Here is a 24,596-nt window from a genome sequence, read left to right as displayed (position 1 = left end):
GGTCTTCGCCGGCGTGGGCGGGTGCGGGCATAACCGCCAAATCACCAGGTCGGTGCGTTGCGGAATTCGCCAGCGCCCCGCCCACGGTGGCAAAATGGCCGGCGGCCGCTACTTGGTCGGGGACTTCCGCCAGACCCGGCAGTGAAACGTCGGCGGTGTGCGGACCGATATGTTCGCGAACCGTAAGGAGTTTGATTCCCCATGGGTAACACCGAACACTCGATCCCTCGCCCGGCCCGCGCGGTCGGCGCGGCGCTCACGGCGACCGCGGTGGGCGGCGTCGCCGCCGTCCTGCTGCTGGGCCCCTCGGCGTCGGCGGCGCCCGATCCGTGTGCGGCCAGCTCGGTGGCGCGCACCATCGGCACCGTGGCCAACAACACCGGTGTCTACCTCGACACGCATCCGGAGACCAATTCGGCGCTGACCCGGATCTCGCGCCAGCCCGCCGGCCCGCAGTCGCTGGTGGCCCTCAAGACCTACTTCGACGGCAACCCTGATGCCGCCAAGGACATGCAGGACATCCAGAAGCCGCTGACCACGCTGGCCAACAAGTGCGATCTGCCCATTTCGCTGCCGCAGGTGATGGGCCTGATGCAGGCCGCCCAGGGCGCCGACCTGCCCGGGGCCGCGCAGGCCGTCTCGGGAGCGGCCACCGGCGCCGCCGGTACCGGCCCGGCACCGGGTCCCGCCGCCCCGAAACCGGTCCCGAAGCCCGCCGCGGCGGCCTCGGCCCAGTAATCCCACGGCTCCGGGCACACCGGATCCGTCGGGGCAATTTCGGAATTGCCTGACCACTGGGCAAGTAAGAGTGCCGCCGATCTGATTGGATTGGCGGTGTCGGCCGCTCTTCGTGGTCCCGACAGCCTCTTCACCCCACCTGAAGGAGTCCGTCCATGATGCTTTCCGCCCGTCGCATGGTTGTCGGCGCGTTGGGCGCCGGTGCGTTGACCGGTGCGATGTTGTTCGGTGCATCCTCGGCGGTGGCCGCGCCGCCGCCGAACTGCACCGCGGCAGACCTGGCCGGCGTCGCCTCCGGAGTGTCGGCCTCGACCTCGGCGTACCTGTTCACCCATCCCGAGGTCAACGGGTTCTTCACCAGCCTCGAGGGCAAGGACCGCGACGCCATCAAGACCGAGGTGCGCGCGTACATGGACGCCAACCCGCAGGTGAAGGCCGAGCTCACCGGGATCCGCCAGCCGCTGATGGACCTGAAGAACCGCTGCGGGCATCACGACGACCCGGCGCTGGTCAACGAATAGTGCCCGCGGGGGCCGGTGAGCCCGCGCGGGAGACGGGTCGAACGGTGCTGATGGTCGATGACGACCCAGACGTTCGCACCTCGGTTTCGCGCGGATTGCGGCACTCCGGGTTCGACGTCCGGGTCGCCGCCAGCGGCAAGGAGGCCCTGCGGCTGCTGTCCAGCGAGACCCACGACGCCGTGGTGCTGGACGTCCAGATGCCCGAGTTGGACGGTGTCGCGGTGGTGACCGCACTGCGCGCGCTGGGCAACGACATCCCGATCTGCGTGCTGTCGGCCCGCGACACGGTCAACGACCGCATCGCGGGGCTCGAGGCCGGCGCCGACGACTACCTGACCAAGCCGTTTGATCTCGGCGAGTTGGTGGCGCGCCTGCACGCGCTGCTGCGCCGGGCCAGCCAGCGCCCCGAACCCTCCGAATCGATGACGGTGGGGCCGTTGACCATCGACACCACCCGCCGGCTGGTGTTCGTCGCCGGGCAGCGGGCCGATTTGACCAAGCGCGAATTCGATCTGCTGGCGGTGCTCGCCGAGCACGCGGGCGTGGTGCTGTCTCGGCAGCAACTGCTGGAACTGGTCTGGGGTTACGACTTCGACGTCGACACCAATGTGGCCGACGTCTTCGTCAGCTATCTGCGCCGCAAACTCGAACGCGACGGCGTGCCGCGGGTGATCCACACCGTGCGCGGGATCGGATACGTGCTCCGGACCGGCCCCTGATGCGTGCGCGGTTCGCCCGATGGTGGCCCCAGGTGCGGGCGTCGCTGCGGGTGCGGGTGGCGATCGCGGCGGCCGTCGCGGCCGCCGCCGTCGTCGCGGCGTTGATGGTGCTGGCCTCGATCGCGTTGGCGGGCAACGACGCCGAGCAACTCGACCGTCGGCTCGACGCCATCATCGACGCCAGCACCGAGCCCGGCCAGGATCGCACCCCCACCCACTCGGTGCTGTCCACCGGTCGATCGGTGAGCACCGGTGAGGTGCTCTTCCAGCGGGGACTGCAACTTCCGAAACTGCCGGTGGGCACCGAGACGGTGCGGGTCAACGGCATCGACTACCGGGTCCGCACCATCACGCTGGAGGGCCAGGGCGTCAACATGTCGGTCGGGATCCGTGCCGACAGCATCCTGCTCAGCCGCGCCCGGATGCCGCTGTACATCGCGGTGGGCGTGCTGGCGCTGCTGATAGCGCTGGGCCTGGGCTGGCTGCTCGGCGGCGCCGCGACCCGGCCGCTGCGCAGGCTCACCGAGCAGACCCGTCGGCTCGGCCAGGGCGGGGCCGACGAGATCGAACCGGTGCACGGGGTCAAGGAGGCCGAGGACCTGTCCGAGGCCATGATCGTGATGCTGCACCGGCTGGCCACGGCGCAGGAGGCCACCACCCGCTCATTGCAGGCGGCCCAGGATTTCGCGGCCAACGCCGCGCACGAATTACGCACGCCGTTGACCGCGATGCGGGCCGACCTGGACACGTTGCGGATCCATGACCTGCCCGCGGCGGAGCGCGCCGAGGTGGTGGCCGATCTGGCCCGCGCGCAGCGGCGGGTCGAGGCGACGATCACCGCGCTGGGCCAACTGGCCTCGGGGCAGCTGGCCCAGGCCGAGGACCGCGAACTGGTCGACATCGAGGAACTGCTGGACCGGGTGGTCCGGGAGAACGACCGGCCCGACGGTCCCGAGTTCGAGGTGCGCACCGAATTCGGCACGCCCGCAGAGGGGGTCGTGATGGCCTGGCCGGGCGGGCTGCGGCTCGCGGTCGACAACCTGGTGCGCAACGCGATCGTGCACGGCCGCGCCACCCGCATCGTGCTGGCGGCCAGGCGAGTGGGCACGCGGATCGAGATCGTCGTCGACGACAACGGCCGCGGCCTGCCCGTCGAGGAACATCGCACGGTGCTCGGTCGCTTCGTCCGCGGCAGCACCGCAACCCAGGGCGGTTCGGGGCTGGGGTTGGCGCTGGTGGCGCAGCAGGCCGCGCTGCACGGTGGTCAGGTCGACCTGGCCGACGGCCCGCTGGGTGGTCTGCGGGTCACCCTGACCGTGGCTATCGAGCCCCAGTAAGGCGGCCGCGGCCCACCACGGCGCGCCAACCCAGCAGCAGCACCGCCGTCACCGACGAGGCCACCGCGACGAACGGCAGGGCCACACTCGCGGAGGTGGCCCATCGAATCAACATCCCGACGACCACCGTCGACAACCACACCGTCAGCCCCGTGCTCCGCAGCGCGCTGGGTGCCCGCCAGCCCCGCGACAGCAGCCAACCGATCGCGGTGCCGCTCAGAAACGGCCAGGCGGTGGCGGCGACACCGGAGATGTCCACACCCTCGTCGTGGCTGCGTCTGCCGAGGGCGCAGAACACCAGCACGGCCACGGTGTCGGCGGCCACCGCACCGGCCACCGCGCGTCGATTCGTCCTATCGTGATTCACTGTCCGACAGCATAATTCATGATGTCGCGCACCAACGGGGTGACCCCGGATTCGTCCCGGGCGGCGAAACCGGGCTGCAGCGGGGCGGGCTGGCCGGTGAACAGCCGTTCCAGGCCCTCGGTGGCGGCCACCCGTTGATCGAGCCGGAACGAATCAAAGACGAACGGTAATCCGTTGGAGGCCAGCGGATGCGGATTGTCCATCACGTGGAAGTGCAGATGCGGGGCGTCCGAGTTGCCCGAGTTGCCCAGTTCGCCGATCTGCTGCCCGGCGGTCAGTTCGTCGCCCTCCTTGACGGTGATGCTGCCGGGTTTGAGGTGCGCATAGAACGCGTAGTTGCCGTCGCCGATGTCCTGCACCACGTGGTTGCCGCCGTACTGGTCCAGCGGAAGCCCGACCGGCGTCCTGGTCGGGACCTGCTCGGGCAGATTGTCGACGACCGTGACGACCTTGCCGGCCTTGACCGCATGGACGGGCGCGCCGAAGTACGCGTAGGCGGCCAACTTGGTCGGATCGCCGGAGAACAACCGGAAGTCCTCGGTGAGCTGGAGGTAGTCGACCGCGAATCGCTCCGCGAGCCACAGTTGCCCGTCGAGCGGATTGACCGCCATTCGGTGCGCTGTCATATCGCAGCAACTGTTGGCGCTCAACCAATTCGGACCGTCCAGGGGCGGGGAGATCGCGACGGGCTTGGCGTCCGACACCGTGACCGGTGCCACCTCCTGGGTCAGCCGCGGTGGCACCACCCCCGGGAAGGGCCTGCTGACGGACAAGTCGACCGAATGGGTGATCTCGGTGGGCGGGGCCGCGCCACCGTCGATGACGACGTCGAGCCAGATGACCGCACTCTGGCCCGGTGCCAGCACATTGGTACCGACGGCGTTGTCGCCCAGGGTGCGGGTCCAGTACTTGAGGCTGTCGCCCGACAGCGTCAGCAGGTTGCGGTCGTCGGCGCGCGCGGTCAGCGCGTTCAACGTGGCGTTGCCCGACAGCGAGTTCGTCAGCAGCAGCTCATAGACCAGGTGGGTGCGGCCGTCGGTGGCCGGCACCGGGATGGGGTCCGCGATCGCCGAACCCACCAGCGGGGTGGGTACGGCCGGCGGCACACTCGGGGTGGTGGCCTCGGGTTCGGTGGGTGGCGCGGACCCGCAGGCCGCGACGGTCGCCGCCGCCACCAAGGACGCGGCGAGCGGGAGCAGGCGGGACAGCACACGGGGCGGCATGGGCCGATCCAATCACGGTCGGGAAGTTCGCGGGTCGGGTTATGCGCTGCGGGCCATGAATGCCGCCACCGGCGATTACGCTGGCGCCATGCCAATCCGGTCGGATGTCGCCGACGAAGCCGTCAGCCCGTTGGTGCGCAAGGCGGCGGCCTGGTCGTGGCGAATGCTGGTGATCCTCGCCGCGGTGGTGGCCGTGGTGTGGGTGCTCGCCAAGGTCAGTCTGATCGTGGTGCCGGTGCTGATCGCCACCATCCTGACCGCGCTGCTGCTGCCCGCGGTGGACTGGCTGGACAAGCACGACTTCCACCGCGGCGGCGCGGTGGCCGCGGTGTTGTTGGGCGGGCTGGCGATCCTCGGCGGGATCATGGCCTTCGTCGTCACCCAGTTCATCGAGGGCCTGCCCGATCTGGTCGAACAGGTGACCCGCAGCATCGACTCGTTCACGGACTGGCTCATCCAGGGGCCGATCCACCTGAGCCGCGAGCAGATCGACCATGCCGGGGACGCCGCCATCGAGGCGTTGCAGAACAACCAGTCCCGGGTGACCAGCGGGGCGCTGTCGACCGCGGCGACGCTCACCGAGATCGTCACCGGCGCGCTGCTGGTGTTGTTCACCCTGATCTTCTTCCTGCACGGCGGGCGCAACATCTTCGCGTTCGTCACCAAGGCGTTCCCCATCGACTACCGGGAGCGGGTCCGCGAGGCCGGCGCGGCCGGCTTCGGTTCGCTGATCGGCTACGTCCGCGCGACGTTCCTGGTGGCCCTCGTCGACGCCGTGGGAATCGGTGCCGGCCTGGCCATCATGGGTGTCCCGTTGGCGTTGCCGCTGGCCTCGCTGGTGTTCCTCGGTGCGTTCATCCCGTTGATCGGCGCGGTGGTGACCGGCTTCCTGGCCGTCGTGGTGGCGTTGCTCGCCAAAGGCTTCATCTATGCGTTGATCACGCTGGGGCTGATCCTGGCGGTGCAGCAGTTGGAAGCCCATGTGCTGCAACCGTTGGTGATGGGGCGGGCGGTCTCGATTCACCCGCTCGGGGTGGTGCTGGGCATCGCCGCCGGTGGTGTGCTGGCCGGCATCATCGGCGCGCTGCTGGCAGTTCCGATCATCGCGTTCCTCAACAGCGCGATTCGGGTGTTGCTGGCCCGGGATCCGGAGGCCGAAACCGAGCGGCAAGCGGCCGCAATGGAAACCGACCCCGGTCCGGTGATCACCGCGGAACCCGACGAGGTGACGGCCGGGGGCGAGGGTGGCGACAGGGCTTCCGGCGCCGGGACTTTCCAGCCGCGGGCCGCGAACTGAGCGCGCGCCTGCGCGCGGCTGCGAACCAATCGATCTCGGAGCGGTGTTGGCGAGCCGCCTCGGTGTTCGGCGGCGGGTGTATCGACTTGATCGATGCGACGAATCATTAATAATCGTTTCCCGTGATTGATTGTCGCTGTTAAATTCGATCCCGACTGCGCCGCGATGGACGGCGCCGAAGAGGGATTGTAATGAACACCAACATAATTGACGGCGTTGAGCCTGACGTCTCTGCCCCTGATCGCCGAGCGTGGTGGCTCACGTCTTCCGATCGTGGAGGACTCCGTGGCGGGCTGATCGCCTGCGTCGAGATAGACGCCGGGTATGCAGATGACGTAGTCGGTTACGCCGATGTGGAGCAAGCGATTCTGGTCCTGTCGGGGGAGATGACACTCGAAGGTGATGCGGCGCATACGGTCGGGGCCCGCGATATCGTCTTCGTTCCGCGTGCTTCCGGATACCGGTTGACGGTGCCGCAGCACGTGCGGTTCCTGCAGATCTTCGCAGGCGTCTCCTCGCCCGACGAACTGGAGCAGGCGCAGCGCCGGACGGACGGATCCACTATCTCGGTGACAGCGATCGACGATGTAGCCGGGATGGATGCAAACGATGACGCGATGGGCATCTACAACGTCGTCTCCAAGCCTCTTGTGATGGCCGGAATCGTCGAATCACAGAACTTGCTGGTGGGCCACACGCAATTTCGGGCGAACGGTGGGCTTCACAAGCTCCACAAGATTGAGGTCGACGAGTTCGTCTATCTACTCTCGGGCACCGCGACGGCACTGTCGGAAGACGGCGAACGCGAGGTGTCCGAAGGAACACTGCTGCACATTCCAGCCGGCACGTGGTCTGGCCTTCGCGTGTCCGGTGAGACCCCCGCTGAAACCATTTTCGGCTATGTGGAAGCCGCCACGTTCGACAAGCTCGGTTATACCCGCCGATAAATCGGCCAACGTGAAAAGGATCGAGAAATGTCCAAAGGATCGCAACCTGTTTCTGAGACCGATGTCCTGCTAGTTGGCTCAATGCCATTCGGAACCGCCGAAGAAGCCATGCGTGCCGCCGCCGGCAACCTGGGCCAACACCTTGGTTGGGTCACCGACGGCGAAGTCGGCCCCCGTGCCGGATGGGTGGCGATGCTGCCGCTGGTCGTTTTTCCCAACACGCCCTGCGTGGTGGAGACCAAGGCGCCGGACACCTTCGAACAACCCGAGACCGAGGCGGGCACGCCTCCCGCCGAGGACCTGCCGGCGGTCTGGACCTGGAAGCTGCGCGAGGGGCACGATGCACACTTCGAGGATTTGGCGTACGGAACGTTCGCGCTGGAATCATGGTCGACGTTCTCCAGGCTTCGCGACGAGGGAGTCATTCCCGAGCACATGCGCTTTCAGGTGTGCTTGCCTTCGCCGCACAGCGCGATCGACTCGGCCTTCGAAGACCCTGGCCAGTGGCCCGAGCTCTACGCGGCTTACCTGGAGGGCATTCGCCGCGAAATCGGCAAGATACTCGAAGTGGTACCTGCCGCGGACCTGGTCTTCCAGTGGGACCTGGCGCTGGAATTCATCGACATGGGTCTCGGTGACAACCGAAGGTATTTCGCTTCGTGGCCGACGTTGCCGCTGGAGGAAAAGTTCGCGCGCCACGTGGAGCAGCTCGATGAGCTTTGGAAGGGCATCCCTGAGGAGGCATTGCTCGGCTATCACTGGTGCTACGGCACCTGGGGTGGATGGCCGATGACCGCGATGACCGATCTGGACCTGTGCGTGCGAATGTCCAACGAAGCCAAGAAGCGCGCGGGTCGTCGACTCGACTACGTCCACATGCCAGTCGCGGCCGAGGCCGACGACGCGTTCTTCGCGCCGCTCGATCGCCTCGCCGTCGGCGACACCCGCGTATTTCTCGGGATTGTGCACCACACGGACGGCGTCGAGGAATTCCGTCGGCGCCGTGATCTCGCGCGCAAACATCTCGCCGATTTCGGAATCGGTTCGGTCTGCGGTTTCGGCCGGCTTGACCCTGAGCTGCTGCCCGAAGTTCTGGCGAACCACGGGGCGAACGCCAAAGAATTGTAAGTAGCGAAGAATCCGACCGAGAGGCCACGCAATGAACAACACGGAAGTGCCATACTTCATCGGCAAAAATTTTGATCAAGTGTGTTACGTGGTCGATGATCTCGAAAAGGCGATGGATTACTGGACTCGCGTCAATGGAGTCAGAGTCTGGGATTATGTCGAAGGCATATCGGATCGGCTGGTAAACAAGGAATACTGGGGCCAGCCTGCCGACTTTGGCTACTCGTGCGCGTACGGCGCCTGCGGCAACGTCATGGTCGAACTCGCGGTGCATCAGCAGGGGCCGAGTCTCTATGGCGACTGGCTCGCAGAGGGGCAACGCGGACCGCATCACATCGGTTTCTTGCTGGATGACCCGGACCAGTACGAGGAGGCGTGTGAGGTATACGCCGGACGTGGACTGGTCAAAGCCATGGCCGGTCTGGCCGACGGTGTGTGCGGATGGTCCTACTGGGACACACGGGAGCAGGTCGGCTCTTACACGGAACTCTATTGGACTGCGGATTGGGCGCGCGAGCGGATGGCTCAGTTCAAGGCCGGCGAGGTCGATTCGCTCTTCCCGAAGAGTTAAGGCCCGGCATCGCCTACACATGGCTTTGATCGGTACTACGAAACGATAATCATCGCTTCCCATAATGTCTTGGGTTTCATAGCCTTCGGTAGACGAGAATTGCTACGCCGCGGAGGTAAACGACATGGCGACCATCTTGCACAGGACCTCAGGGGGTGGAGTCGACGCGTCCCGTCCGCCGGCACTACATAACTTCTGCGGCCAGCTCCAACAGGCGTTGGCGTAGCCAGCGATGCGCGGCATCGCCGTCGGTTCGGTTCGTCCACACCATGATCTCGGTGACGGGTTGCAGGCCTTCGATGGGCGGCCTCAGCAGCCTCAGGTTGGCCGTGTCGGCCACCATGTTCGCGAGTCGCTCATGAACCACGGTAATGAGCCGCGTGCCCTGAAGGAGAAAGCAGGCAATGCCGAATTCGGTGGTGACCTCTACATTCCGGGGCACTCCAAGGTGGTCGAGTTGCAATTCCGACAGCGACGGATGCTGCCCCATCCAGGTTGCAATGTACGGCAAGCTACAGAACTGCTCGTAGGTGATCTCGTCACCGATTTCGGGATGGTCTCGGTCGACGGCAACCACAAGCCCGTCGCTGAAAAGGGCGCGGTGTGGCAGATCGCGGTGATCCGGGAAGAGCTCTCGGGGGGTGATCAACAGGTCGACTTCGTGACGGCGAAGTCGGTCAGCGAAGTCGTCACCAGTCGGCTCGATGTGCAGCCGAACTCGCGGCGCCTCGACGTCCAAGCGAGCGAGCAGCGGAAGCAAGAAGGTATAGGTCAGGTGATAGTTCGTGACCAACACCGAGAACGTTCGCGCATCGGTCGTCGGGTCAAAGTTGTCGCGCTGGGAAAGCACCTGCTCGATATTGCCCAGGATGTCTCTGACGGGCGTGAGCAGAGACTCCGCCAAGGGTGTGGCGACCAGTCCGCGGCCGTCCTTGACCAACACAGGGTCTCCCAACAGTTTGCGCAGCCGCGCCAAGGTGGAGCTCATGGCCGACTGGCCGACGCTGAGACGCGTAGCCGCTCGGGTCACGCTGCGTTCCGTGACCAATACTTCAAAGGCAACCAACAGATTCAGGTCGATCCGGCGCAGATCGACGTGTTTGTCAGCCACCGGGTCATACTAATTGACGACGTCAATGCCTCGTGCTGCCTTTCATCACAACACTCGCTCCAGTTGAGATCGGTCGAGCTGCGTCCTGTGAATTCGTATCCGAGGAACTAAGTCTCAGTGTCGAAAAGCGCAGCGACCGATGCCATCGGAAGAGAGAACGCCGAGCTTCGCCAACTGGTGGCGGCGCTGCAACACCTGTCCAGCCTTGCTGTCCAAGACGCCGGCCTCGAATCCGTTGTCGAGTTCGTCGCCGACCGGGCCGATACCGCTGCCGCCGTCGTGGACGAGCGACTGGCGGTGCTAGTGGCGTCCGGCGGTGCGCGATCCGAGGCGGCACGATTCTTTGGCGAGCAACTCAATCATCCGCGATTGGCGCAGGTGCTTGGCGTCGTCGGTCCCACTCGCCGCGCCCTGCGCATCCCCGCGATCGCCCGGGTTGCTCCGATGATCGTGGCGCCCATCCCCGTTGGCGAGGACATCCCCGCGTTTCTGCTAACTCTCGACGACGGTGACGAACAGGCGGGCGGAGAAATGAGGCTGCTGCTCACCGAGCACGCGGCGACGGTGTGCGGTGTCATCCTCGGCCGTGAGCGAGTAGTGGCGGCAGCGGCAACAAGGGCCCGCCAGAACCTGGTTGAAGGACTACTTTCCGGCAGGGGCAGCAACAATGACGAAATACGGCGCTGGGCCGTTCATCTCGGCTACGACGAACGCCACCACCACCGGGTCGTCACCGTGGTGCTCCTTGATGGGTATGACAGCGAGGACAGAAAGCGCGTACCCGCAGCCGTGGAGAGATTCTTCACGACGCAGGCCCCCGACGCCATCACAACGCAGCGCGAGCGGGAGGTCGTCATTGTGATGCCGGAACCGAATCCGGCGAGAGCGCGAACCGCGCAGCTGACCACACAGTGCATCAAGCGGATCGCCGAGTCATTCGGTCACGCCCCGATCAACGCCGGAATAGGCGGGATGTGCCACTCAGCGCTAGACGTCGCACGTTCCTACGAGGACGCGCGCCGTACCGCGGAGATCTCCAGCCGGCTCGGTCGGATCGGCACCACAGTCGCCGTCGAAGATCTAGGGATTCACCGGTTGTTGCTGCAGGTGCCCGATATCGTGGAATTGCGCAACTTCGCGCAGGAGGTGTTCGGCAAGCTCCTTGCCCAAGGCAATGACACCGCGATGGAGTATCTGTCGACGCTGGCCAGCTATTTTCGGGTGAACAACAGTCCGCAGCGGGCCGCCGAAGAACTCCACATGCACCGCAACACGGTTACGTACCGGATACGTCGGGTAGAGGAATTGACGGGGCTGGACTTCCACGCTTACCGCGACCGACTGATGGCCCAGGTTGCACTAGAGATCCTCGACATGATGGATGTAATGGCGGCGACCTCATGACGGCCTTCATCGAAGCGCTCGGCGAGCGACTCTTGGTATGCGACGGCGCGATGGGCACAATGCTCCACGCGGCAGGCAACTCGCTGGACCGGGCGTTGCCCGAGCTGAACTTGTCCCAACCCGATTCCGTGCGCACGATCCATGACAGTTACGTGGCTGCCGGCGTCGACATAATCTTCACTAACACCTTCGGCGCGGGGCGGCTACGGTTGGCCGAGCATGGTTGCGCGGACGACGTTGCAGAAATTAATTCCGCCGGTGTGCGTCTCGCCCGGCAGGCGGCAAATGCCGCCGACAGGACGGTCTTTGTCGGAGGATCGGTCGCACCGGCGGCCAGCGCCTCCCAACGCCCTCAGGTAACCGCCGCCGCGCGTGTCGAGGCGGTGGCCGAACAGATCGCGGCACTTGCCGCGGCAGAGGTGGATCTCCTCGCTTTCGAAACCTTCGGCTACCTGGAGGAGCTCGTTGAGGCCGTACAAGTAGCCGCTGAGATCACCGATCTGCCGATCGTTGCCCAAGCGACGTTCACGCCCGACGGGCACACTCTGGGTGGGGACACTCCGTACGAGGTTGCCGCAGCGCTTTCGGAACTGAAGATCGTCGCGCTCGGAGCCAACTGTACGGTCGGGCCGCAGCGCATGCATGACATCGTCAAGGAGATGCGGCGCAGCACCACACTGCCGATCAGCGCCCAACCGAACGCAGGTTTGCCGCGGCGCACAGTTGGCAAACGCTTCGAATACCCACTCCACCATGACTATTTCGTCAGGTATGCCCGCCGATGCATCGCTGCAGGTGCGACCATCGTTGGGGGATGCTGCGGCACCACTCCCACCCATATCCGAGCGCTGACCGCTGCTGTGCAGCGATCGGTCGGGCCCGCTCCTGTCCACCCATCTGTACGACCAGTCCCAGACAACGTTGCCGACCTCCTCACCGGAGGCGGGTTCGTCGTCGGCACCGAGATCACGCCGGCCGCCCGAGTCGCCGACACCTCCGCCGAGATCGCGACCGCGCTGCGGGCACCGGGCATTGACCTGGTACTGGTGTCCCCCCCATCGAGCGCCGGTGCACATCTGTCCCTCGCCAGCGTGGCGCTGCAGCTACAGCAACAAGTCGGTGTCGAAACTATTGCGACCTTCACCACCTGGGATAAAACGATAATGTCGTTACAGGCTGACCTGCTGGGAGCGCACGCGTTGGGCACCCGAAGGGTGTTGTGCGAGACGGGGAATCCCACCGTTGTCGGCGACTATCCAGTTGCGGACGGCCACTGGGACTTCGACTCCGTCGATCTCATCGAGATACTCGCCGGACTCAATGTAGGCAAGGATTGCAACGGACTGGGACTGGCCACCACGACGTCGTTTCAGATAGGTGCTCGCTGCAACCCGGGTGCCGACGACCTCGACGCGGAGATCAACCGCACGCGAGCAAAGATCGCAGCAGGAGCGCAATTCTTAGTCACCCGGCCTGTCTACGAACTCGAAGGGTTTCGCCGCTTGGTGGGCGGACTCGGGCGGCAACGCGTGCCGATTCTGATCACGCTCTCTGCGCTGAGCGGGTATAGCGAGGCCGAGTACCTCGCGTATGAAGTCCCCGATGTGAATATTCCGCCCGAGACCCTCGCGGAGCTGGCCGCTGCAGGCGCGTTCGACCGCGAGGTCGGTGCACGAATCGCCACATATCTCGTGACCTACGTCGTGAATCATGGGCCTTCGCTGGCTGACGGCATCGTCATCGTCGTCGACGATGATTTCGGAGTCGCACAACAACTTCTCGCGGCGGCACGCGGCTGAGCCGTGTGTCCCGCAGGCTGATGGAATGTGCGCGAGCACAAGATCACCTCGTGGGAGTCCGTCGTTCTGCTGTCGGCTCGGCCTGCGAGCACAATCTAGCGGTCGCATTGTCCGTTCTCGAGACTGAAGACGCATCAGCCGAATCCCCGTAGCGTTCATAGGCGTAATAAGCGCTCCGCCAACGGAATCGGGAGAAGCAATGACGGTGGACCACTCGAGCCGATGGCCAAAGCCATTTCGGCCACGGCTATCCGCCCGACAGTCCTACCGGCTCCACCCGCTACTTGGCGAGAACCGTTTCTATCGGTGGATGGCAGCGTTTCTGGAGGCCAGGCCGGCAATGTACGCCGCGTTCTCGGCGGTCGAGAAGGCGTCCAAGGAACGGCTTTACGGGTGCCAGATGTGCGGCCAATGTGAGCTGCCGACCGCGGGTTACGCATGTCCCATGACATGTCCGAAGCAATTACGCAACGGTCCTTGCGGCGGTGTCTCCTCCGATGGCCGCTGCGAGGTGCATCCCGATGTTCGTTGCGTCTGGGTCCTCGCCTACGAGCGCGCCGAGGCCGCGGGCCGCCGTGGCGATTTCGCGTTGCTGCAGCAGCCTGTTGATCACCGGGAACAGGGGCGAAGTTCCTGGATCAATTATTGGCAGGGTCGAGATGCGACGATGGCAGTAGACGCGGGCGTGCAGATACCCTTGTCGGCAACCGGCGGAGCGGTGTCGTCGTGAGCGCCGAAGCACATCCTGGCGGCGGGCTGCAAGCCGCCCTGTCCGAAGGCCGGTTCGCGGTTACCGCCGAGCTCGGTCCACCCCGCGGCGCTGACGCAGATGCGTTGATACGGAAGGCCGCCCACCTCCGCGGCTGGGTGGACGCGGTCAATGTGACCGACAATCAAGGTGCCCGCGTGCGGATGTCGAGCTTGGGCGCAGCAGTGATCGCCCAGCGTGCCGGGCTTTCACCAGTGATGCAATTGACGTGCCGAGACCGCAACCGCATGGCGTTGCAGGCCGATCTGCTTGCCGCCGGTGCGCTGGAGATCCCGCACGTACTCTTGCTGACGGGTGACCACCCACGGGCGGGTGACCATCCCCAAGCCAAGCCTGTCTTCGACCTGGACGGCGTGCAGCTGACCTGGCTCGCCCGTACGCTCCGTGAAGATGGCGTGCTGATGTCCGGCGAGGCCCTCTCGGTGTCGCCGCAATGGATGATCGGGACGGTTGAAAACCCCTTCGCGCCACCGCTATCCCTGCGCGCCGAACGTCTGGCCAAGAAGGTCGCAGCAGGTGCCGAGTTCGCCCAAACCCAGTACGTCTTCGACGTGGATGTGTTCGCCCAGTGGATCTCGCGTTTGCAAGACATGGGTGTCACTGAGAAGTGCGCCGTGCTGGCCGGGGTCGGTCCAATCCGATCGCTTCGAGTGCTGGAGTATCTGCGTTGCGAAGTTCCAGGCGTAAATGTTTCGGGCGGGATCGAGCAGCGGTTGCGCGGTGTGCCCTCCGATCGAGTGGCCGAAGAGGGTATGCGCGTGTGCGCGGAGACGATCGAGCAGCTCACGCAGATTCCCGGCGTCGCGGGCGTGCATGTCATGGCGTTCGGATTTGAGCACGGAGTTCCCGAGATTCTCACCCGGGCCGGTTTGACGCCACGGTTGCATCAAGGCCTGCTCGAGGCTGCGGAACTCGAATGCTGATCGACTTCCGGCCGCACGCGCGACTGCGGGCCGAGCGTCCCGCTGACCTAGGTGCTGCAGTGCTGCCTGTGGTCAGTGCTCTCAGCGACAGCACCGCCGATCTGTCACGGGTCCGGGTGGTATGCGATTGGGTCCAGTACCGCAGCAACTTTCGCGAGGCGGTCGATATCCGCCCAATCCTGTGCAGCGCCGCCTCGGGCGCAGTGCCGGCGGCACTGGATGCGCTGGGGGGCGGCATGGAAGTGGCAGTCGATGTCCGGCGTGCCCCCGGTATGTCGCTGAGCGAGATGACCACCTCGCTGCTACGCGAAAGTACTGCGCGCGTATTCCTCGAAGACTGGGTAGACGGCAGCCAAAGCTGTATCTGGCGGTTCAACTCGCTCTACTGGTCGGCACTTGAGTTGTGGGAGAAGGCGACTGGCCGCAACTACGAGCAGGCATTACCCGGCGGGGAAAGCGACGCGCGCAACCGTGCTGCCGCGGCGGACCTCGTCGGTGAACTAATGGCCGTGTGGGACCGGCTCGATCAGGTGAACGCACTCCCGGAGGAGCTCTATGTCGTCGAACTCGGGGTGGGTAATGGCAACCAGGCCAAGGTGTTCCTTGACGAGTTCCGTGAACTGGACCGTCGACACGGCAAGGGATATTACGGCCGGCTGCACTACCTGATGTGCGACTACTCGTTGCACGTCTTGGATCTAGCACGTGAGACGGTCAGTGAGCACAGCGAGCGGATCAGCTCGCTAGCCCTCGACGCGACCAAGCCCCGTACCGCACTGAGCTTCCTGCGGCAGAAGGTATTTCTTGTCTACATCTCCAACGTGTACGACAACCTGCCGACCGACGAGATCGCACAACTGGGTGGGCGCACCTATCAGGTTCAGACCCGCGCTTACTTGCCCGGCCAAGAAGCGAAGGACTTGGCTGAGTCGATCACGGCGGACATTGATCACCTACCCGGGTTGGTGGACAAGCTGTTGCGGCTGGCGCCCGGGCTGCTCGTCGACGCCTGCCCTACTCACTTCCCCGATGTCGAGACGGCGGTGCGATTCTGGCAAGGCACGTGGTCTGCGCTGCGCCTAGAAGAGCGATATGTGCCGGTGAGCGGGCTGGACAGCTATCGAATCACCGACACGGTGACGGGGGAGGCGCTGAGGCCACTTTTGGAGTCGGGTGCCGACGTTCGTATGCATGTCAGCAATGGGGCAGTCGCCAGTTTCGATGACACTCTCGCGTTGCTTCATCCCTACGGCAAGCTGGTATGTCACGACCTGTTCGTCACCGATATCGCGGGCTACCACAGCGCGTTTCGTGGTCCGGGGAAGTACGACGGTTCGGTCGTCAATTGGGTCAACGGACCCCTGCTGTCGCACGTCGGTCGCCGCCGGGGATTTGACGTTCATCATCAACCATTTCGGCACGGTGGCGGCGGCAGCATCGTCACGTTGACAGCTCAGGTCAGGGATTGAGATGCACGAGCAACTGCCTATCCTGCCCACCGCGGTTGTGGGCTCCTATCCTGTTCCGGAGTGGATGGAGCGTCTAAAGACGGATTGTCTGCGTGGGCGGTTGAGTTCAGTGCAACTGGCCGACATCCACGAGATGGCGATCAAGGCAGCGCTACGGGATCAGGAGCTGGCAGGCGTCGACATCGTGTCGGACGGCGAGTTGCGACGCGACAACGACATTGATTACTTCCTGGCAAAGCTTCCCGGACTGTGTATCGCTCAACGGGCCAAAGACTTCTACTTCGATTACTACGACGTGGCTCTCGATAAGCCGCTACCCCCGCAGTCGGGGCAGGAGTTCAGTTGGCTTGCAGACGATTATGCGTTCACGGCCTCGCATACCGGCAAGCCCATCAAGTTCTCGTTCACCGGACCATTCTCACTCGCTTGTCGAATTACCAACACATCAGGGCTCGATCGACGCGCGCTCATGGAGGCGATCGCACACCGGCTCAACGCCGCCGCTCATGCGTTGGCTGCCCGCGGTGCCACCCTCTTGCAGATCGACGAGCCTTTCCTGGCTGGGCAGCCCAGCGAAGTCGTGGACGCAGTTGCCGCCATCAACGTCGTCACCGCGGGAGTGAATGTCAGCTGGGCACTGCACGTCTGTTACGGCAACCGGTATGCACGCCCGTTGTGGGAGGGGCACTATGACTTCCTGTTTCCCGCGGTGCTCGATGCCAATGTGGATCAGCTGGTACTCGAGTTCGCGCGCAAGGGTTATGCGGATCTGCCCGTGATCGAGAAGTTCGGGTGGGACCGCAAGATCGGCCTGGGTGTCATTGATGTGAAATCCCAGCAAGTAGAAACTGCCGACGTGGTCACCAACCGCATACGTGCGGCGCTTGAACTTGTGCCCGCCGAACAGTTGGTCATCAACCCCGATTGTGGCTTGCGCAACCTGTCCGGAGCCGTGGCTCGAGCCAAGTTGGGGGCCATGGTGGAAGGTGCCGTTGCCGCACGACGCCTGGTAGACCAAACGCCCGTTGTTGATCAGTTGCCAGTCGTTACCGACGAAGTAGCGCCAGATCCCATTACTCAAGGAGCATGAGATGACCCAGTCCGATTCGCACGAATTCTTGTTCACCTCCGAGTCTGTCACCGAAGGGCACCCCGACAAGATCGCCGATGCGATCTCCGATGCTGTGCTGGATGCCGCGTTGGCCGCCGATCCGTACTCGCGTGTCGCCTGCGAGAGCTTGATTACGACGGGAATGGTGGTCCTCGCGGGCGAAATCACCTGCCCGCAGACATTCGACTACACCCAGATCGTTCGCGACACGGTCAACCGTATCGGTTACGACAACGGCGACTACGGCTTCGATGGGCATAGCTGCGCGGTCCTGGTGGCACTGGACAAGCAGTCGCCGGATATCGCCCAGGGCGTCGACCGAGCGCATGAGACACGTACTGGCGCCTCGGGCGACGACTTGGACTTCGCCGGCGCGGGTGACCAGGGCATGATGTTCGGCTACGCCACCAACGAAACCCCCGAATTCATGCCGATGCCGATTGCTTTGGCACATCGCCTTTCTCGCCGGCTATCGACCGTGCGCAAGGATGGGACACTGCCGTACCTGCGGCCAGACGGCAAGACACAGGTATCGGTGCGCTACATCGACGGTGTGCCGGTCGCCGTCGAACGAGTGCTCATTTCGACACAGCATGCCGAGAATGTGACCACCGAGCAGATCCGCGAAGACATGTGGCAACACGTCGTTCAGGCCGAGCTGGACGACGACTTCTACGATGCCGATCGGCTGCGAAAGGATTTGCTGGTCAATCCGACCGGTCGATTCGTCATCGGCGGACCGGTCGGGGATGCCGGACTGACGGGCAGAAAGATCATCGTCGACACCTACGGCGGCTTTGCGCGTCACGGTGGTGGCGCATTCTCAGGTAAGGATCCGTCAAAGGTGGACCGCTCGGCTGCGTACGCGGCGCGCTACGTAGCGAAGAACCTAGTAGCGGCCGGGCTGGCTACTCGTGCCGAAGTCCAGGTGGCATATGCCATTGGTGTTGCTCGTCCCGTCTCGGTATTGGTCGACACCTTCGGCACAGAGCGCGTTGAACGCCGCACGATCGAAGCACTTGTCGACGAACACTTCGATCTTCGGCCCGCAGCGTTTCGCGCATACCTCGACCTTCACCGGCCCATCTATTCACCGACGGCGGCCTACGGGCATTTTGGACGCACCGACGTCGACCTGCCCTGGGAGCGCACCGATCGGGCCAGCTTCCTGGCCGAGCAGGCCGGCCTCTTCACCGACGCACTGATCTAGCAGGAGGAATACAGATGACAACACTGATGAACAGCGCGACCAACCAAGTGTCGGTCGCCGAACCTCGGGCCGACGTCCGCAACGGCATCGATTACAAGGTCGCTGACCTTTCCCTGGCCGAGTTCGGCCGCAAGGAGATCCGCCTGGCCGAGCACGAGATGCCCGGTCTGATGTCGCTGCGTCGGGAGTATGCCGAGGTTGCGCCGCTCAAGGGTGCCCGCATCTCCGGCTCGCTGCACATGACCGTGCAGACCGCGGTGCTGATCGAGACGCTGGTTGCCCTCGGTGCTGAAGTCCGGTGGGCGTCGTGCAACATCTTCTCGACCCAGGATCATGCCGCGGCCGCGACCGTGGTCGGGCCGCACGGGACGCCCGAGGAGCCCCAGGGTGTGCCGGTGTTCGCTTGGAAGGGCGAGACGCTCGAGGAGTATTGGTGGGCCGCTGAGCAGATGCTGACCTGGGAGGGTGAGCCGGCGAACATGATTCTCGATGACGGCGGGGACGCCACCATGTTGGTGCTGCGTGGCGCCGAGTTCGAGCAGGCCGGCGTCGTGCCGCCCGCCGAGGATGACGATCCCGCCGAGTGGAAGGTGTTCCTGAGCCTGCTGCGGGAGCGGTTCGAGACCGACAAGTCCAAGTGGACGAAGATCGCCGAGTCGGTCAAGGGCGTCACCGAGGAGACCACCACCGGCGTGCTGCGGCTGTATCAGTTCGCGGCCGCCGGCACGCTGGTGTTCCCGGCGATCAACGTCAACGACTCGGTGACCAAGTCCAAGTTCGACAACAAGTACGGCACCCGGCACTCGCTGATCGACGGGATCAACCGCGGCACGGACGTGTTGATCGGCGGCAAGAAGGTGCTGATCTGCGGTTACGGCGATGTCGGCAAGGGGTGCGCGGAGTCGCTGGCCGGCCAGGGTGCCCGGGTCCAGGTCACCGAGATCGACCCGATCAACGCGCTGCAGGCGCTGATGGACGGCTTCGACGTGGTGACCGTCGAGGAGGCCATCGGCAACGCCGACATCGTGATCACCTCGACCGGCAACAAGGACATCATCACCCTGGATCACATGAAGGCGATGAAGAACCAGGCGATCCTGGGCAACATCGGTCACTTCGACAACGAGATCGACATGGCCGGTCTGGAGCGCTCGGGTGCCACCCGGATCAACATCAAGCCCCAGGTCGACGAGTGGACCTTCGGTGACACCGGCAAGGCGATCATCGTGCTGTCCGAGGGCCGGCTGCTCAACCTCGGCAACGCCACCGGTCACCCGTCGTTCGTGATGAGCAACAGCTTCTCCAACCAGGTGATCGCCCAGATCGAGTTGTGGACCAAGAACGATGAATACGACAACGAGGTCTACCGGCTGGCCAAGCACCTCGATGAGAAGGTCGCCAAGATCCACGTCGAGGCTCTCGGTGGGACGCTGACCAAGCTCTCCAAGGAGCAGGCCGAGTACATCGGCGTCGACGTCGAAGGCCCGTACAAGCCGGATCACTACCGGTACTGAGGATGGATGATGTCAAACACCGGCACGCTGCCCCGCTCCGTGGGCATCGCGCGCGACGAGCGCAGCGCCGACATCGGGCGACTTCTGGTGTCCTGTCTGGACGGTCCTGGAATCGTGGCGCGGATCAGCACCTTTCTACATCGTCATGGCGCCAACATCATTCAGTCCGATCAGTACTCGACCGGATCTGTCGGCGGTCGCTTCTTTTTGCGAGTGGAGTTTCATCTGCCCAACCTGGCATCGCGATTGCCGGAACTCGAGACCGTTTTCGGTGCCGAGATCGGCGCCGAGCTGGGTGGCACCTTCCGCTTCCGCGACGCCGCAGCGACGACACGGGTGGCGGTATTCGTGTCCCGCTACGACCACTGTCTGCTCGATCTCCTATGGCGAGCCCGCCGTGGCGAACTTCGCATGGACATCGTTCAGGTGGTGTCGAATCACCCGGATCTAGCCGATGATGTCACTAGTTTCGGGGTTCCGTTCGAGGTCATTCCAGTGGCACGGCAGACCAAAGCGGAGGCAGAGCAACGGCAGCTCGAACTCCTCAGGGACCGCGTCGATTTGGTGGTGCTGGCTCGGTATATGCAGATTCTGTCTGGTGATTTCCTCGACCTCATCGGGGTACCGGTTATCAATATCCACCACTCGTTCCTACCGGCATTCGCCGGTGCGGGACCTTACGAGCGGGCCAAGGAACGTGGGGTGAAACTCATCGGCGCCACCGCCCATTACGCGACAGAGGACCTCGACGAGGGTCCCATCATCGAACAGGACGTCGAGCGCGTATCGCACCGCGCCAGCACTAGTGAACTGATGCGGCGTGGCGCCGACATCGAACGCACCGTGCTGGCGCGCGCCGTCGGATGGCATTGCGAGGACCGGGTTCTCGTCAATGGCCGGACCACCGTCGTCTTCTAGAAAGGCTGGCAATGTCAACAGGATCAATAGCCGTGACCGGCTCTATCGCCACCGACCACCTGATGAGGTTTCCGGGCCGGTTCGCTGAGCATTTCGTCGATACTCACCTGGACCGCCTATCCCTGAGCTTTCTCGTCAACGACCTGGTCATACGGCGAGGGGGAGTGGGCGCCAACATCGCCTTCGCCTTGGGTGTGCTGGGTCAGCGTCCGCTGCTGGTCGGCGCGGTCGGCAGCGACTTCGACGATTACCTGCGCTGGCTGGAAGGCGCCGGGGTGAACTGCACCCACCTGCACTTTTCGGAGACCGCGCACACCGCGCGTTTTACCTGCACCACCGATGACGACCAGTGCCAGCTGGCGTCGTTCTACCCGGGTGCCATGAGCGAGGCCGCCCGCATCAGCCTCGATCCAGTGGCTGGTACACACGATATTGCGCTGGTGCTTGTGGGCGCCAATGACCCCGACGCGATGCTGGTTCACACCCAAGATGCTCGGCGCCTGGGGATAGCGTTTGCCGCCGACCCGTCACAGCAGCTGCCGATGTTGGACCGCGACAACTGCCGTGCGTTGATAGACGGTGCCGAGTACCTGTTCACCAACGAGTACGAATGGGAGCTGCTTACCCGTAAGACCGGGTGGAGCGCCGGCGAGATCACCGAGCGTGTTGGGCTGCGGATCACCACCCTGTCGGGCAATGGTTGCGTGCTCGCCGACCGTCACGGGGGCGAGAATCATGTCGGTGCCGTCCCCGCCCGGGTCATCGTGGATCCCACCGGCGTCGGTGATGCGTTCCGTGCGGGCTTTCTCACCGGTGTGAGCAGCGGCCTCGAGCGTGTTCACGCGGCACAGCTCGGTTCGCTTATTGCAACGCTGGTGTTGGAGACCTCCGGTACCCAGCAGTGGCATCTGGACATCGATGCGGCGCTCGGTCGACTGGAAGGCACTTACGGTGAGCATGCCTCGGAACGCATCGCGCCAGTGTTGCGCCGGGATCTAGTGGGCTCAGATTGACCGCGATCCTCATCGACGGCGCGGCAGAGGCGAGCACAGTCCACAAGCAGGTCGCAGCTGCGGTCGGGGTTCTGGACGAACCGCCCGGGCTGGCCACGGTACTCGTTGGTGATGACCCCGCGTCAGCGATCTATGTGCGCAACAAACGGAAACGCTGTATCGAGGTGGGAATGCGTGATCTCCACCGGCACTTGCCCGTGGACGTGTCCCAGATCCAGGCCGCCGAGGTCCTAGACGAACTCGCCGCGGATTCGCGAGTCACCGGAATCCTGCTGCAGCTTCCGTTGCCGCCGCACCTCGACGCAGCCGCGCTGATCGACCGCATCCCGGCCCACAAGGATGTCGACGGGCTGACGGAGGCCAGCGCAGGACGGCTCACGCTCGGGCGACCCGGGCTGCGCCCGTGTACTCCGGCGGGCATCCTGGCGCTTCTGGACTCGATCGGCACCTCGTTAGCCGGTGCACACGCGGTGGTTGTAGGCCGCTCAAACCTGGTCGGGAAGCCCGTGGCACAAATGCTGTTACAACGCGATTGCACGGTCACGGTGTGCCACTCGCGCACGAGAAACCTAGCGGACGTCTGCCGTGAGGCCGATGTCCTCGTGGCCGCTGCGGGAGTGCCGGGGCTCATCGGCGCTGATTTCGTCAAGTCCGGTGCGACGGTGATCGACGTCGGCATCCATCGAACAGCCAACGGGCTGTGTGGCGACGTCAACGGTGCCGTTCGCGCTGTCGCGGGCGTGCTCACGCCGGTCCCCGGCGGGGTCGGCCCGATGACGATCGCGATGTTGTTGCGCAATACCGCGGATGCGGGCACGCTGCGTTAGCTGATGCCCAGGATTGCCCGATAGGCGCTGTGGCGGCCCCAATGCTGAGAAATGAAAAAGGTTACGCACCAATGGGTGTGCGGAACTGCCGAGATGGTGTGTTGCCGTGTCGGGTTTCACTCTGGTGCTTGCGTCACTTCGCGACTAGCACTTGATGCGGGTCATTTCGTCCGGGTAGACGGTGTCTGCGCATCGGCGCCGAATTCATCGAGGGCCCCGCCCAGTCGGTACGGAACGACCCTGGTTCATCTGCGATGCCCTGGATGCAGAGGTCGGCAAGCTCTGCATCCAGGGTGCGGCGATTTCCTCGACGGCGTACGTGCTGCCCGCACGACCCCCATCCTTTGAGGAGCAACGGCAGTCCGCGGAGCTAGGCCCAGACTCGTCGTGCGACCGACGTGATTAGCTGCAATTTGTCCCGCTGGGTTGTGGGGAGAACTTTTCGACTTTCGGCGGTATCTGGCCCACTGGCGAAGCCGCACTGCGGCGCGATCGCCAGGTGTTCCTGCGGGTGGTACTGCGCCGCATCGCCAATGCGCGCGACGAGGTCATCTGGATCCTCGAGCTTTGACCACTTGGTGGACACCAGGCCCAACACCGCAACCTTGTCGTCGGGAAGATGGGAAAGGGGTGCGAAATCCCCCGAGCGTTCGTCGTCGTACTCCATGTGGAACACATCGAATCCCTCAAGGCGCCGAAAAACGTGCTTCGTGAAATCCCCGTAGCCGCCCTCAGCGAGCCAGGATTGCACGCCGTTGCCCCTGCAGACATGCATCGCTTTGCGTACACCGGGAAGCCGAATCGTTGAAATATCGGCAAGAAGCTCCGTGCCTACTGCAATGAAGTCTTCTGCGGGAATACCGTTCTCTCGGTATGCATCTCGCATTCGCTGGTCCACATAGACGCCACACATTTCCGGTGCGTCAATTTGCATGTAGCGACATCCTGCATCGGCCAGTTGGCGCATCCAGCCCTTAATGGCTTCGGCTGAGTCTGCAGCGAAGTCGAACGGGTTTGGGTACGCATCGCGGGACGCGGGCCCGTAGAACGAAAGCGCCAGCATGGGACTGGGAAGTGTGACCTTGATCAGTTTGTCCGTGCGTTGTGCCGCATAGCGGAATTCTTCGACACCTGGGCATGCCCCTGGTTGCACCCTCTCGGTAACGGAGAACGGAAACACGACCTCTGTTGTGTCGACCTCGGCGTTGTGGAAGGTCATCGTGGAGCTTGGTGCGGGGGTTAGCCCGCTCATACCACTAACGAAGAAGTCCATGAACGAATCTCTGCGTATCTCACCGTCAGTGAGAACCTCTAGCCCGACGTCTTCTTGCAGTGCTAGGGCGTCATTGACCGCCGAATCTTCTATTGCTTGATACTCCTGCGCACCAAGCAGCCCAGCGCGGAACTGCGTGCGGGCATCGACCAGCTCTTGGGGTCGATGTAACGAACCAACGACCTCGGCGTGTAGAACCTCTGGTTTCGCTGACATTCTGTGTCTCCTTGCAGTTCGTCGTTAGACGACGCGATCAGGGGTCGCAACCCTGCCCGTCGCGGGACCTGTACTCGCTGCTCGTGATAACGGCATCCGGCTAGCGGCACGAACTGAGAGCACCGTTTCTTACAGCGACCCATCAAATCATCAGCAACCATAGTCGTCAATGCCTTGTGCATAATCGATTC

Annotated in this window: 23 protein-coding genes; 19 read left to right on the top strand and 4 right to left on the bottom strand. The window is 64.1% G+C overall.

Annotated features, from left to right (window positions below):
* The first annotated feature begins 201 nt into the window (after window positions 1-201).
* The 4 genes from RCP80_RS22170 (at window position 202) to RCP80_RS22155 (ending at window position 3,315) form a co-directional block, all read left to right on the top strand.
* Window positions 202-738 carry a hemophore gene (locus tag RCP80_RS22170; RefSeq protein WP_308479725.1) on the top strand — a complete coding sequence of 179 codons (537 nt, stop codon included), beginning with the start codon at window positions 202-204 and terminating at the stop codon, window positions 736-738.
* Window positions 739-893: 155 nt separating this feature from the next.
* Window positions 894-1,259, top strand: coding sequence for a heme-binding protein (locus RCP80_RS22165; protein ID WP_308479724.1), 366 nt, complete (start codon window positions 894-896; stop codon window positions 1,257-1,259).
* Between the two features lie 50 nt (window positions 1,260-1,309).
* Window positions 1,310-1,978, top strand: coding sequence for a response regulator transcription factor (locus RCP80_RS22160; RefSeq protein ID WP_308479723.1), 669 nt, complete (start codon window positions 1,310-1,312; stop codon window positions 1,976-1,978).
* Window positions 1,978-3,315: a HAMP domain-containing sensor histidine kinase gene (locus RCP80_RS22155; protein ID WP_308479722.1), complete on the top strand. Its 1,338-nt coding sequence runs from the start codon at window positions 1,978-1,980 to the stop codon at window positions 3,313-3,315. The genes RCP80_RS22160 and RCP80_RS22155 overlap by 1 nt, the downstream gene beginning before the upstream one ends.
* Here the strand turns inward: RCP80_RS22155 and RCP80_RS22150 are convergent.
* Window positions 3,299-3,682 (bottom strand): DUF3054 domain-containing protein, encoded by a 384-nt coding sequence (locus tag RCP80_RS22150; RefSeq protein WP_308479721.1) that lies wholly within the window; start codon window positions 3,680-3,682, stop codon window positions 3,299-3,301. The two genes, RCP80_RS22155 and RCP80_RS22150, sit on opposite strands and share 17 nt — an antisense overlap.
* Window positions 3,679-4,905 carry a M23 family metallopeptidase gene (locus RCP80_RS22145; RefSeq protein WP_308479720.1) on the bottom strand — a complete coding sequence of 409 codons (1,227 nt, stop codon included), beginning with the start codon at window positions 4,903-4,905 and terminating at the stop codon, window positions 3,679-3,681. Before RCP80_RS22145 ends, RCP80_RS22150 begins: the two co-directional genes overlap by 4 nt.
* A gap of 88 nt (window positions 4,906-4,993) precedes the next feature.
* On the opposite strand from RCP80_RS22145, the gene RCP80_RS22140 reads away from it, so the two are divergent.
* From RCP80_RS22140 to RCP80_RS22125, 4 genes are all read left to right on the top strand, one after another.
* Window positions 4,994-6,202 carry an AI-2E family transporter gene (locus RCP80_RS22140; RefSeq protein WP_373693392.1) on the top strand — a complete coding sequence of 403 codons (1,209 nt, stop codon included), beginning with the start codon at window positions 4,994-4,996 and terminating at the stop codon, window positions 6,200-6,202.
* Between the two features lie 191 nt (window positions 6,203-6,393).
* Window positions 6,394-7,149, top strand: coding sequence for a cupin domain-containing protein (locus RCP80_RS22135; RefSeq protein WP_308479719.1), 756 nt, complete (start codon window positions 6,394-6,396; stop codon window positions 7,147-7,149).
* A 27-nt stretch (window positions 7,150-7,176) separates the two neighbouring features.
* Window positions 7,177-8,277, top strand: coding sequence for a hypothetical protein (locus tag RCP80_RS22130; protein WP_308479718.1), 1,101 nt, complete (start codon window positions 7,177-7,179; stop codon window positions 8,275-8,277).
* Window positions 8,278-8,308: 31 nt separating this feature from the next.
* Window positions 8,309-8,848, top strand: coding sequence for a VOC family protein (locus RCP80_RS22125; protein ID WP_308479717.1), 540 nt, complete (start codon window positions 8,309-8,311; stop codon window positions 8,846-8,848).
* Between the two features lie 184 nt (window positions 8,849-9,032).
* On the opposite strand, the gene RCP80_RS22120 is transcribed toward RCP80_RS22125, so the two are convergent.
* Window positions 9,033-9,959, bottom strand: a complete 927-nt coding sequence (locus RCP80_RS22120) for a LysR family transcriptional regulator (protein ID WP_308479716.1) — start codon at window positions 9,957-9,959, stop codon at window positions 9,033-9,035.
* Between the two features lie 117 nt (window positions 9,960-10,076).
* Here RCP80_RS22120 and RCP80_RS22115 point away from each other — a divergent pair, with 117 nt between their 5' ends.
* The 11 genes from RCP80_RS22115 (at window position 10,077) to RCP80_RS22065 (ending at window position 22,916) form a co-directional block, all read left to right on the top strand.
* Entirely contained in the window at window positions 10,077-11,363 is a 1,287-nt protein-coding gene (locus RCP80_RS22115) for a PucR family transcriptional regulator (protein ID WP_308479715.1), read from the top strand.
* Complete coding sequence (locus tag RCP80_RS22110; protein ID WP_308479714.1) at window positions 11,360-13,162, top strand: bifunctional homocysteine S-methyltransferase/methylenetetrahydrofolate reductase; 1,803 nt, start codon at window positions 11,360-11,362, stop codon at window positions 13,160-13,162. The genes RCP80_RS22115 and RCP80_RS22110 overlap by 4 nt, the downstream gene beginning before the upstream one ends.
* Before the next feature lie 310 nt (window positions 13,163-13,472).
* Window positions 13,473-13,892 (top strand): methylenetetrahydrofolate reductase C-terminal domain-containing protein, encoded by a 420-nt coding sequence (locus RCP80_RS22105; protein ID WP_308479713.1) that lies wholly within the window; start codon window positions 13,473-13,475, stop codon window positions 13,890-13,892.
* The gene (locus tag RCP80_RS22100; protein ID WP_308479712.1) at window positions 13,889-14,854 is read left to right on the top strand and encodes a methylenetetrahydrofolate reductase; all 966 of its coding nucleotides are present in this window, start codon (window positions 13,889-13,891) and stop codon (window positions 14,852-14,854) included. The genes RCP80_RS22105 and RCP80_RS22100 overlap by 4 nt, the downstream gene beginning before the upstream one ends.
* Window positions 14,848-16,323, top strand: coding sequence for a hypothetical protein (locus RCP80_RS22095; protein ID WP_308479711.1), 1,476 nt, complete (start codon window positions 14,848-14,850; stop codon window positions 16,321-16,323). The genes RCP80_RS22100 and RCP80_RS22095 overlap by 7 nt, the downstream gene beginning before the upstream one ends.
* Before the next feature lies 1 nt (window position 16,324).
* Window positions 16,325-17,413: a uroporphyrinogen decarboxylase/cobalamine-independent methonine synthase family protein gene (locus tag RCP80_RS22090; protein WP_308479710.1), complete on the top strand. Its 1,089-nt coding sequence runs from the start codon at window positions 16,325-16,327 to the stop codon at window positions 17,411-17,413.
* A 1-nt stretch (window position 17,414) separates the two neighbouring features.
* Window positions 17,415-18,644: a methionine adenosyltransferase gene (gene metK, locus RCP80_RS22085; protein ID WP_308479709.1), complete on the top strand. Its 1,230-nt coding sequence runs from the start codon at window positions 17,415-17,417 to the stop codon at window positions 18,642-18,644.
* 26 nt (window positions 18,645-18,670) lie between these two features.
* Window positions 18,671-20,158, top strand: coding sequence for an adenosylhomocysteinase (ahcY, locus tag RCP80_RS22080; protein ID WP_308482978.1), 1,488 nt, complete (start codon window positions 18,671-18,673; stop codon window positions 20,156-20,158).
* A gap of 9 nt (window positions 20,159-20,167) precedes the next feature.
* Window positions 20,168-21,076 (top strand): formyltetrahydrofolate deformylase, encoded by a 909-nt coding sequence (gene purU / locus RCP80_RS22075; RefSeq protein ID WP_308479708.1) that lies wholly within the window; start codon window positions 20,168-20,170, stop codon window positions 21,074-21,076.
* An 11-nt stretch (window positions 21,077-21,087) separates the two neighbouring features.
* Window positions 21,088-22,089 carry a carbohydrate kinase family protein gene (locus RCP80_RS22070; protein ID WP_308482977.1) on the top strand — a complete coding sequence of 334 codons (1,002 nt, stop codon included), beginning with the start codon at window positions 21,088-21,090 and terminating at the stop codon, window positions 22,087-22,089.
* A complete protein-coding gene (locus tag RCP80_RS22065) occupies window positions 22,086-22,916 on the top strand; it encodes a bifunctional 5,10-methylenetetrahydrofolate dehydrogenase/5,10-methenyltetrahydrofolate cyclohydrolase (RefSeq protein ID WP_308479707.1) in 831 nt (276 codons plus the stop codon). Before RCP80_RS22070 ends, RCP80_RS22065 begins: the two co-directional genes overlap by 4 nt.
* Window positions 22,917-23,286: 370 nt before the next feature.
* On the opposite strand, the gene RCP80_RS22060 is transcribed toward RCP80_RS22065, so the two are convergent.
* Window positions 23,287-24,405: a cobalamin-independent methionine synthase II family protein gene (locus tag RCP80_RS22060; RefSeq protein ID WP_308479706.1), complete on the bottom strand. Its 1,119-nt coding sequence runs from the start codon at window positions 24,403-24,405 to the stop codon at window positions 23,287-23,289.
* Window positions 24,406-24,596: the final 191 nt, after the last annotated feature.

This window comes from Mycolicibacterium sp. MU0053, from assembly GCF_963378095.1.
GTDB lineage: Bacteria > Actinomycetota > Actinomycetes > Mycobacteriales > Mycobacteriaceae > Mycobacterium > Mycobacterium burgundiense.
Note: the sequence above shows the minus strand (reverse complement) of the source record. Positions and strands in the feature narration are given on the sequence as shown.

Bases quoted from the DNA above. Each gene is read 5' to 3' on its own strand.
- RCP80_RS22170 (WP_308479725.1), top strand. From the start codon at position 202: ATGGGTAACACCGAACACTCGATCCCTCGCCCGGCCCGCGCGGTCGGC.
- RCP80_RS22165 (WP_308479724.1), top strand. From the start codon at position 894: ATGATGCTTTCCGCCCGTCGCATGGTTGTCGGCGCGTTGGGCGCCGGT.
- RCP80_RS22160 (WP_308479723.1), top strand. From the start codon at position 1,310: ATGGTCGATGACGACCCAGACGTTCGCACCTCGGTTTCGCGCGGATTG.
- RCP80_RS22155 (WP_308479722.1), top strand. From the start codon at position 1,978: ATGCGTGCGCGGTTCGCCCGATGGTGGCCCCAGGTGCGGGCGTCGCTG.
- RCP80_RS22145 (WP_308479720.1), bottom strand. From the start codon at position 4,905: ATGCCGCCCCGTGTGCTGTCCCGCCTGCTCCCGCTCGCCGCGTCCTTG.
- RCP80_RS22140 (WP_373693392.1), top strand. From the start codon at position 4,994: ATGCCAATCCGGTCGGATGTCGCCGACGAAGCCGTCAGCCCGTTGGTG.
- RCP80_RS22135 (WP_308479719.1), top strand. From the start codon at position 6,394: ATGAACACCAACATAATTGACGGCGTTGAGCCTGACGTCTCTGCCCCT.
- RCP80_RS22130 (WP_308479718.1), top strand. From the start codon at position 7,177: ATGTCCAAAGGATCGCAACCTGTTTCTGAGACCGATGTCCTGCTAGTT.
- RCP80_RS22125 (WP_308479717.1), top strand. From the start codon at position 8,309: ATGAACAACACGGAAGTGCCATACTTCATCGGCAAAAATTTTGATCAA.
- RCP80_RS22110 (WP_308479714.1), top strand. From the start codon at position 11,360: ATGACGGCCTTCATCGAAGCGCTCGGCGAGCGACTCTTGGTATGCGAC.
- RCP80_RS22105 (WP_308479713.1), top strand. From the start codon at position 13,473: ATGGCAGCGTTTCTGGAGGCCAGGCCGGCAATGTACGCCGCGTTCTCG.
- RCP80_RS22095 (WP_308479711.1), top strand. From the start codon at position 14,848: ATGCTGATCGACTTCCGGCCGCACGCGCGACTGCGGGCCGAGCGTCCC.
- RCP80_RS22090 (WP_308479710.1), top strand. From the start codon at position 16,325: ATGCACGAGCAACTGCCTATCCTGCCCACCGCGGTTGTGGGCTCCTAT.
- metK (WP_308479709.1), top strand. From the start codon at position 17,415: ATGACCCAGTCCGATTCGCACGAATTCTTGTTCACCTCCGAGTCTGTC.
- ahcY (WP_308482978.1), top strand. From the start codon at position 18,671: ATGAACAGCGCGACCAACCAAGTGTCGGTCGCCGAACCTCGGGCCGAC.
- purU (WP_308479708.1), top strand. From the start codon at position 20,168: ATGTCAAACACCGGCACGCTGCCCCGCTCCGTGGGCATCGCGCGCGAC.
- RCP80_RS22070 (WP_308482977.1), top strand. From the start codon at position 21,088: ATGTCAACAGGATCAATAGCCGTGACCGGCTCTATCGCCACCGACCAC.
- RCP80_RS22060 (WP_308479706.1), bottom strand. From the start codon at position 24,405: ATGTCAGCGAAACCAGAGGTTCTACACGCCGAGGTCGTTGGTTCGTTA.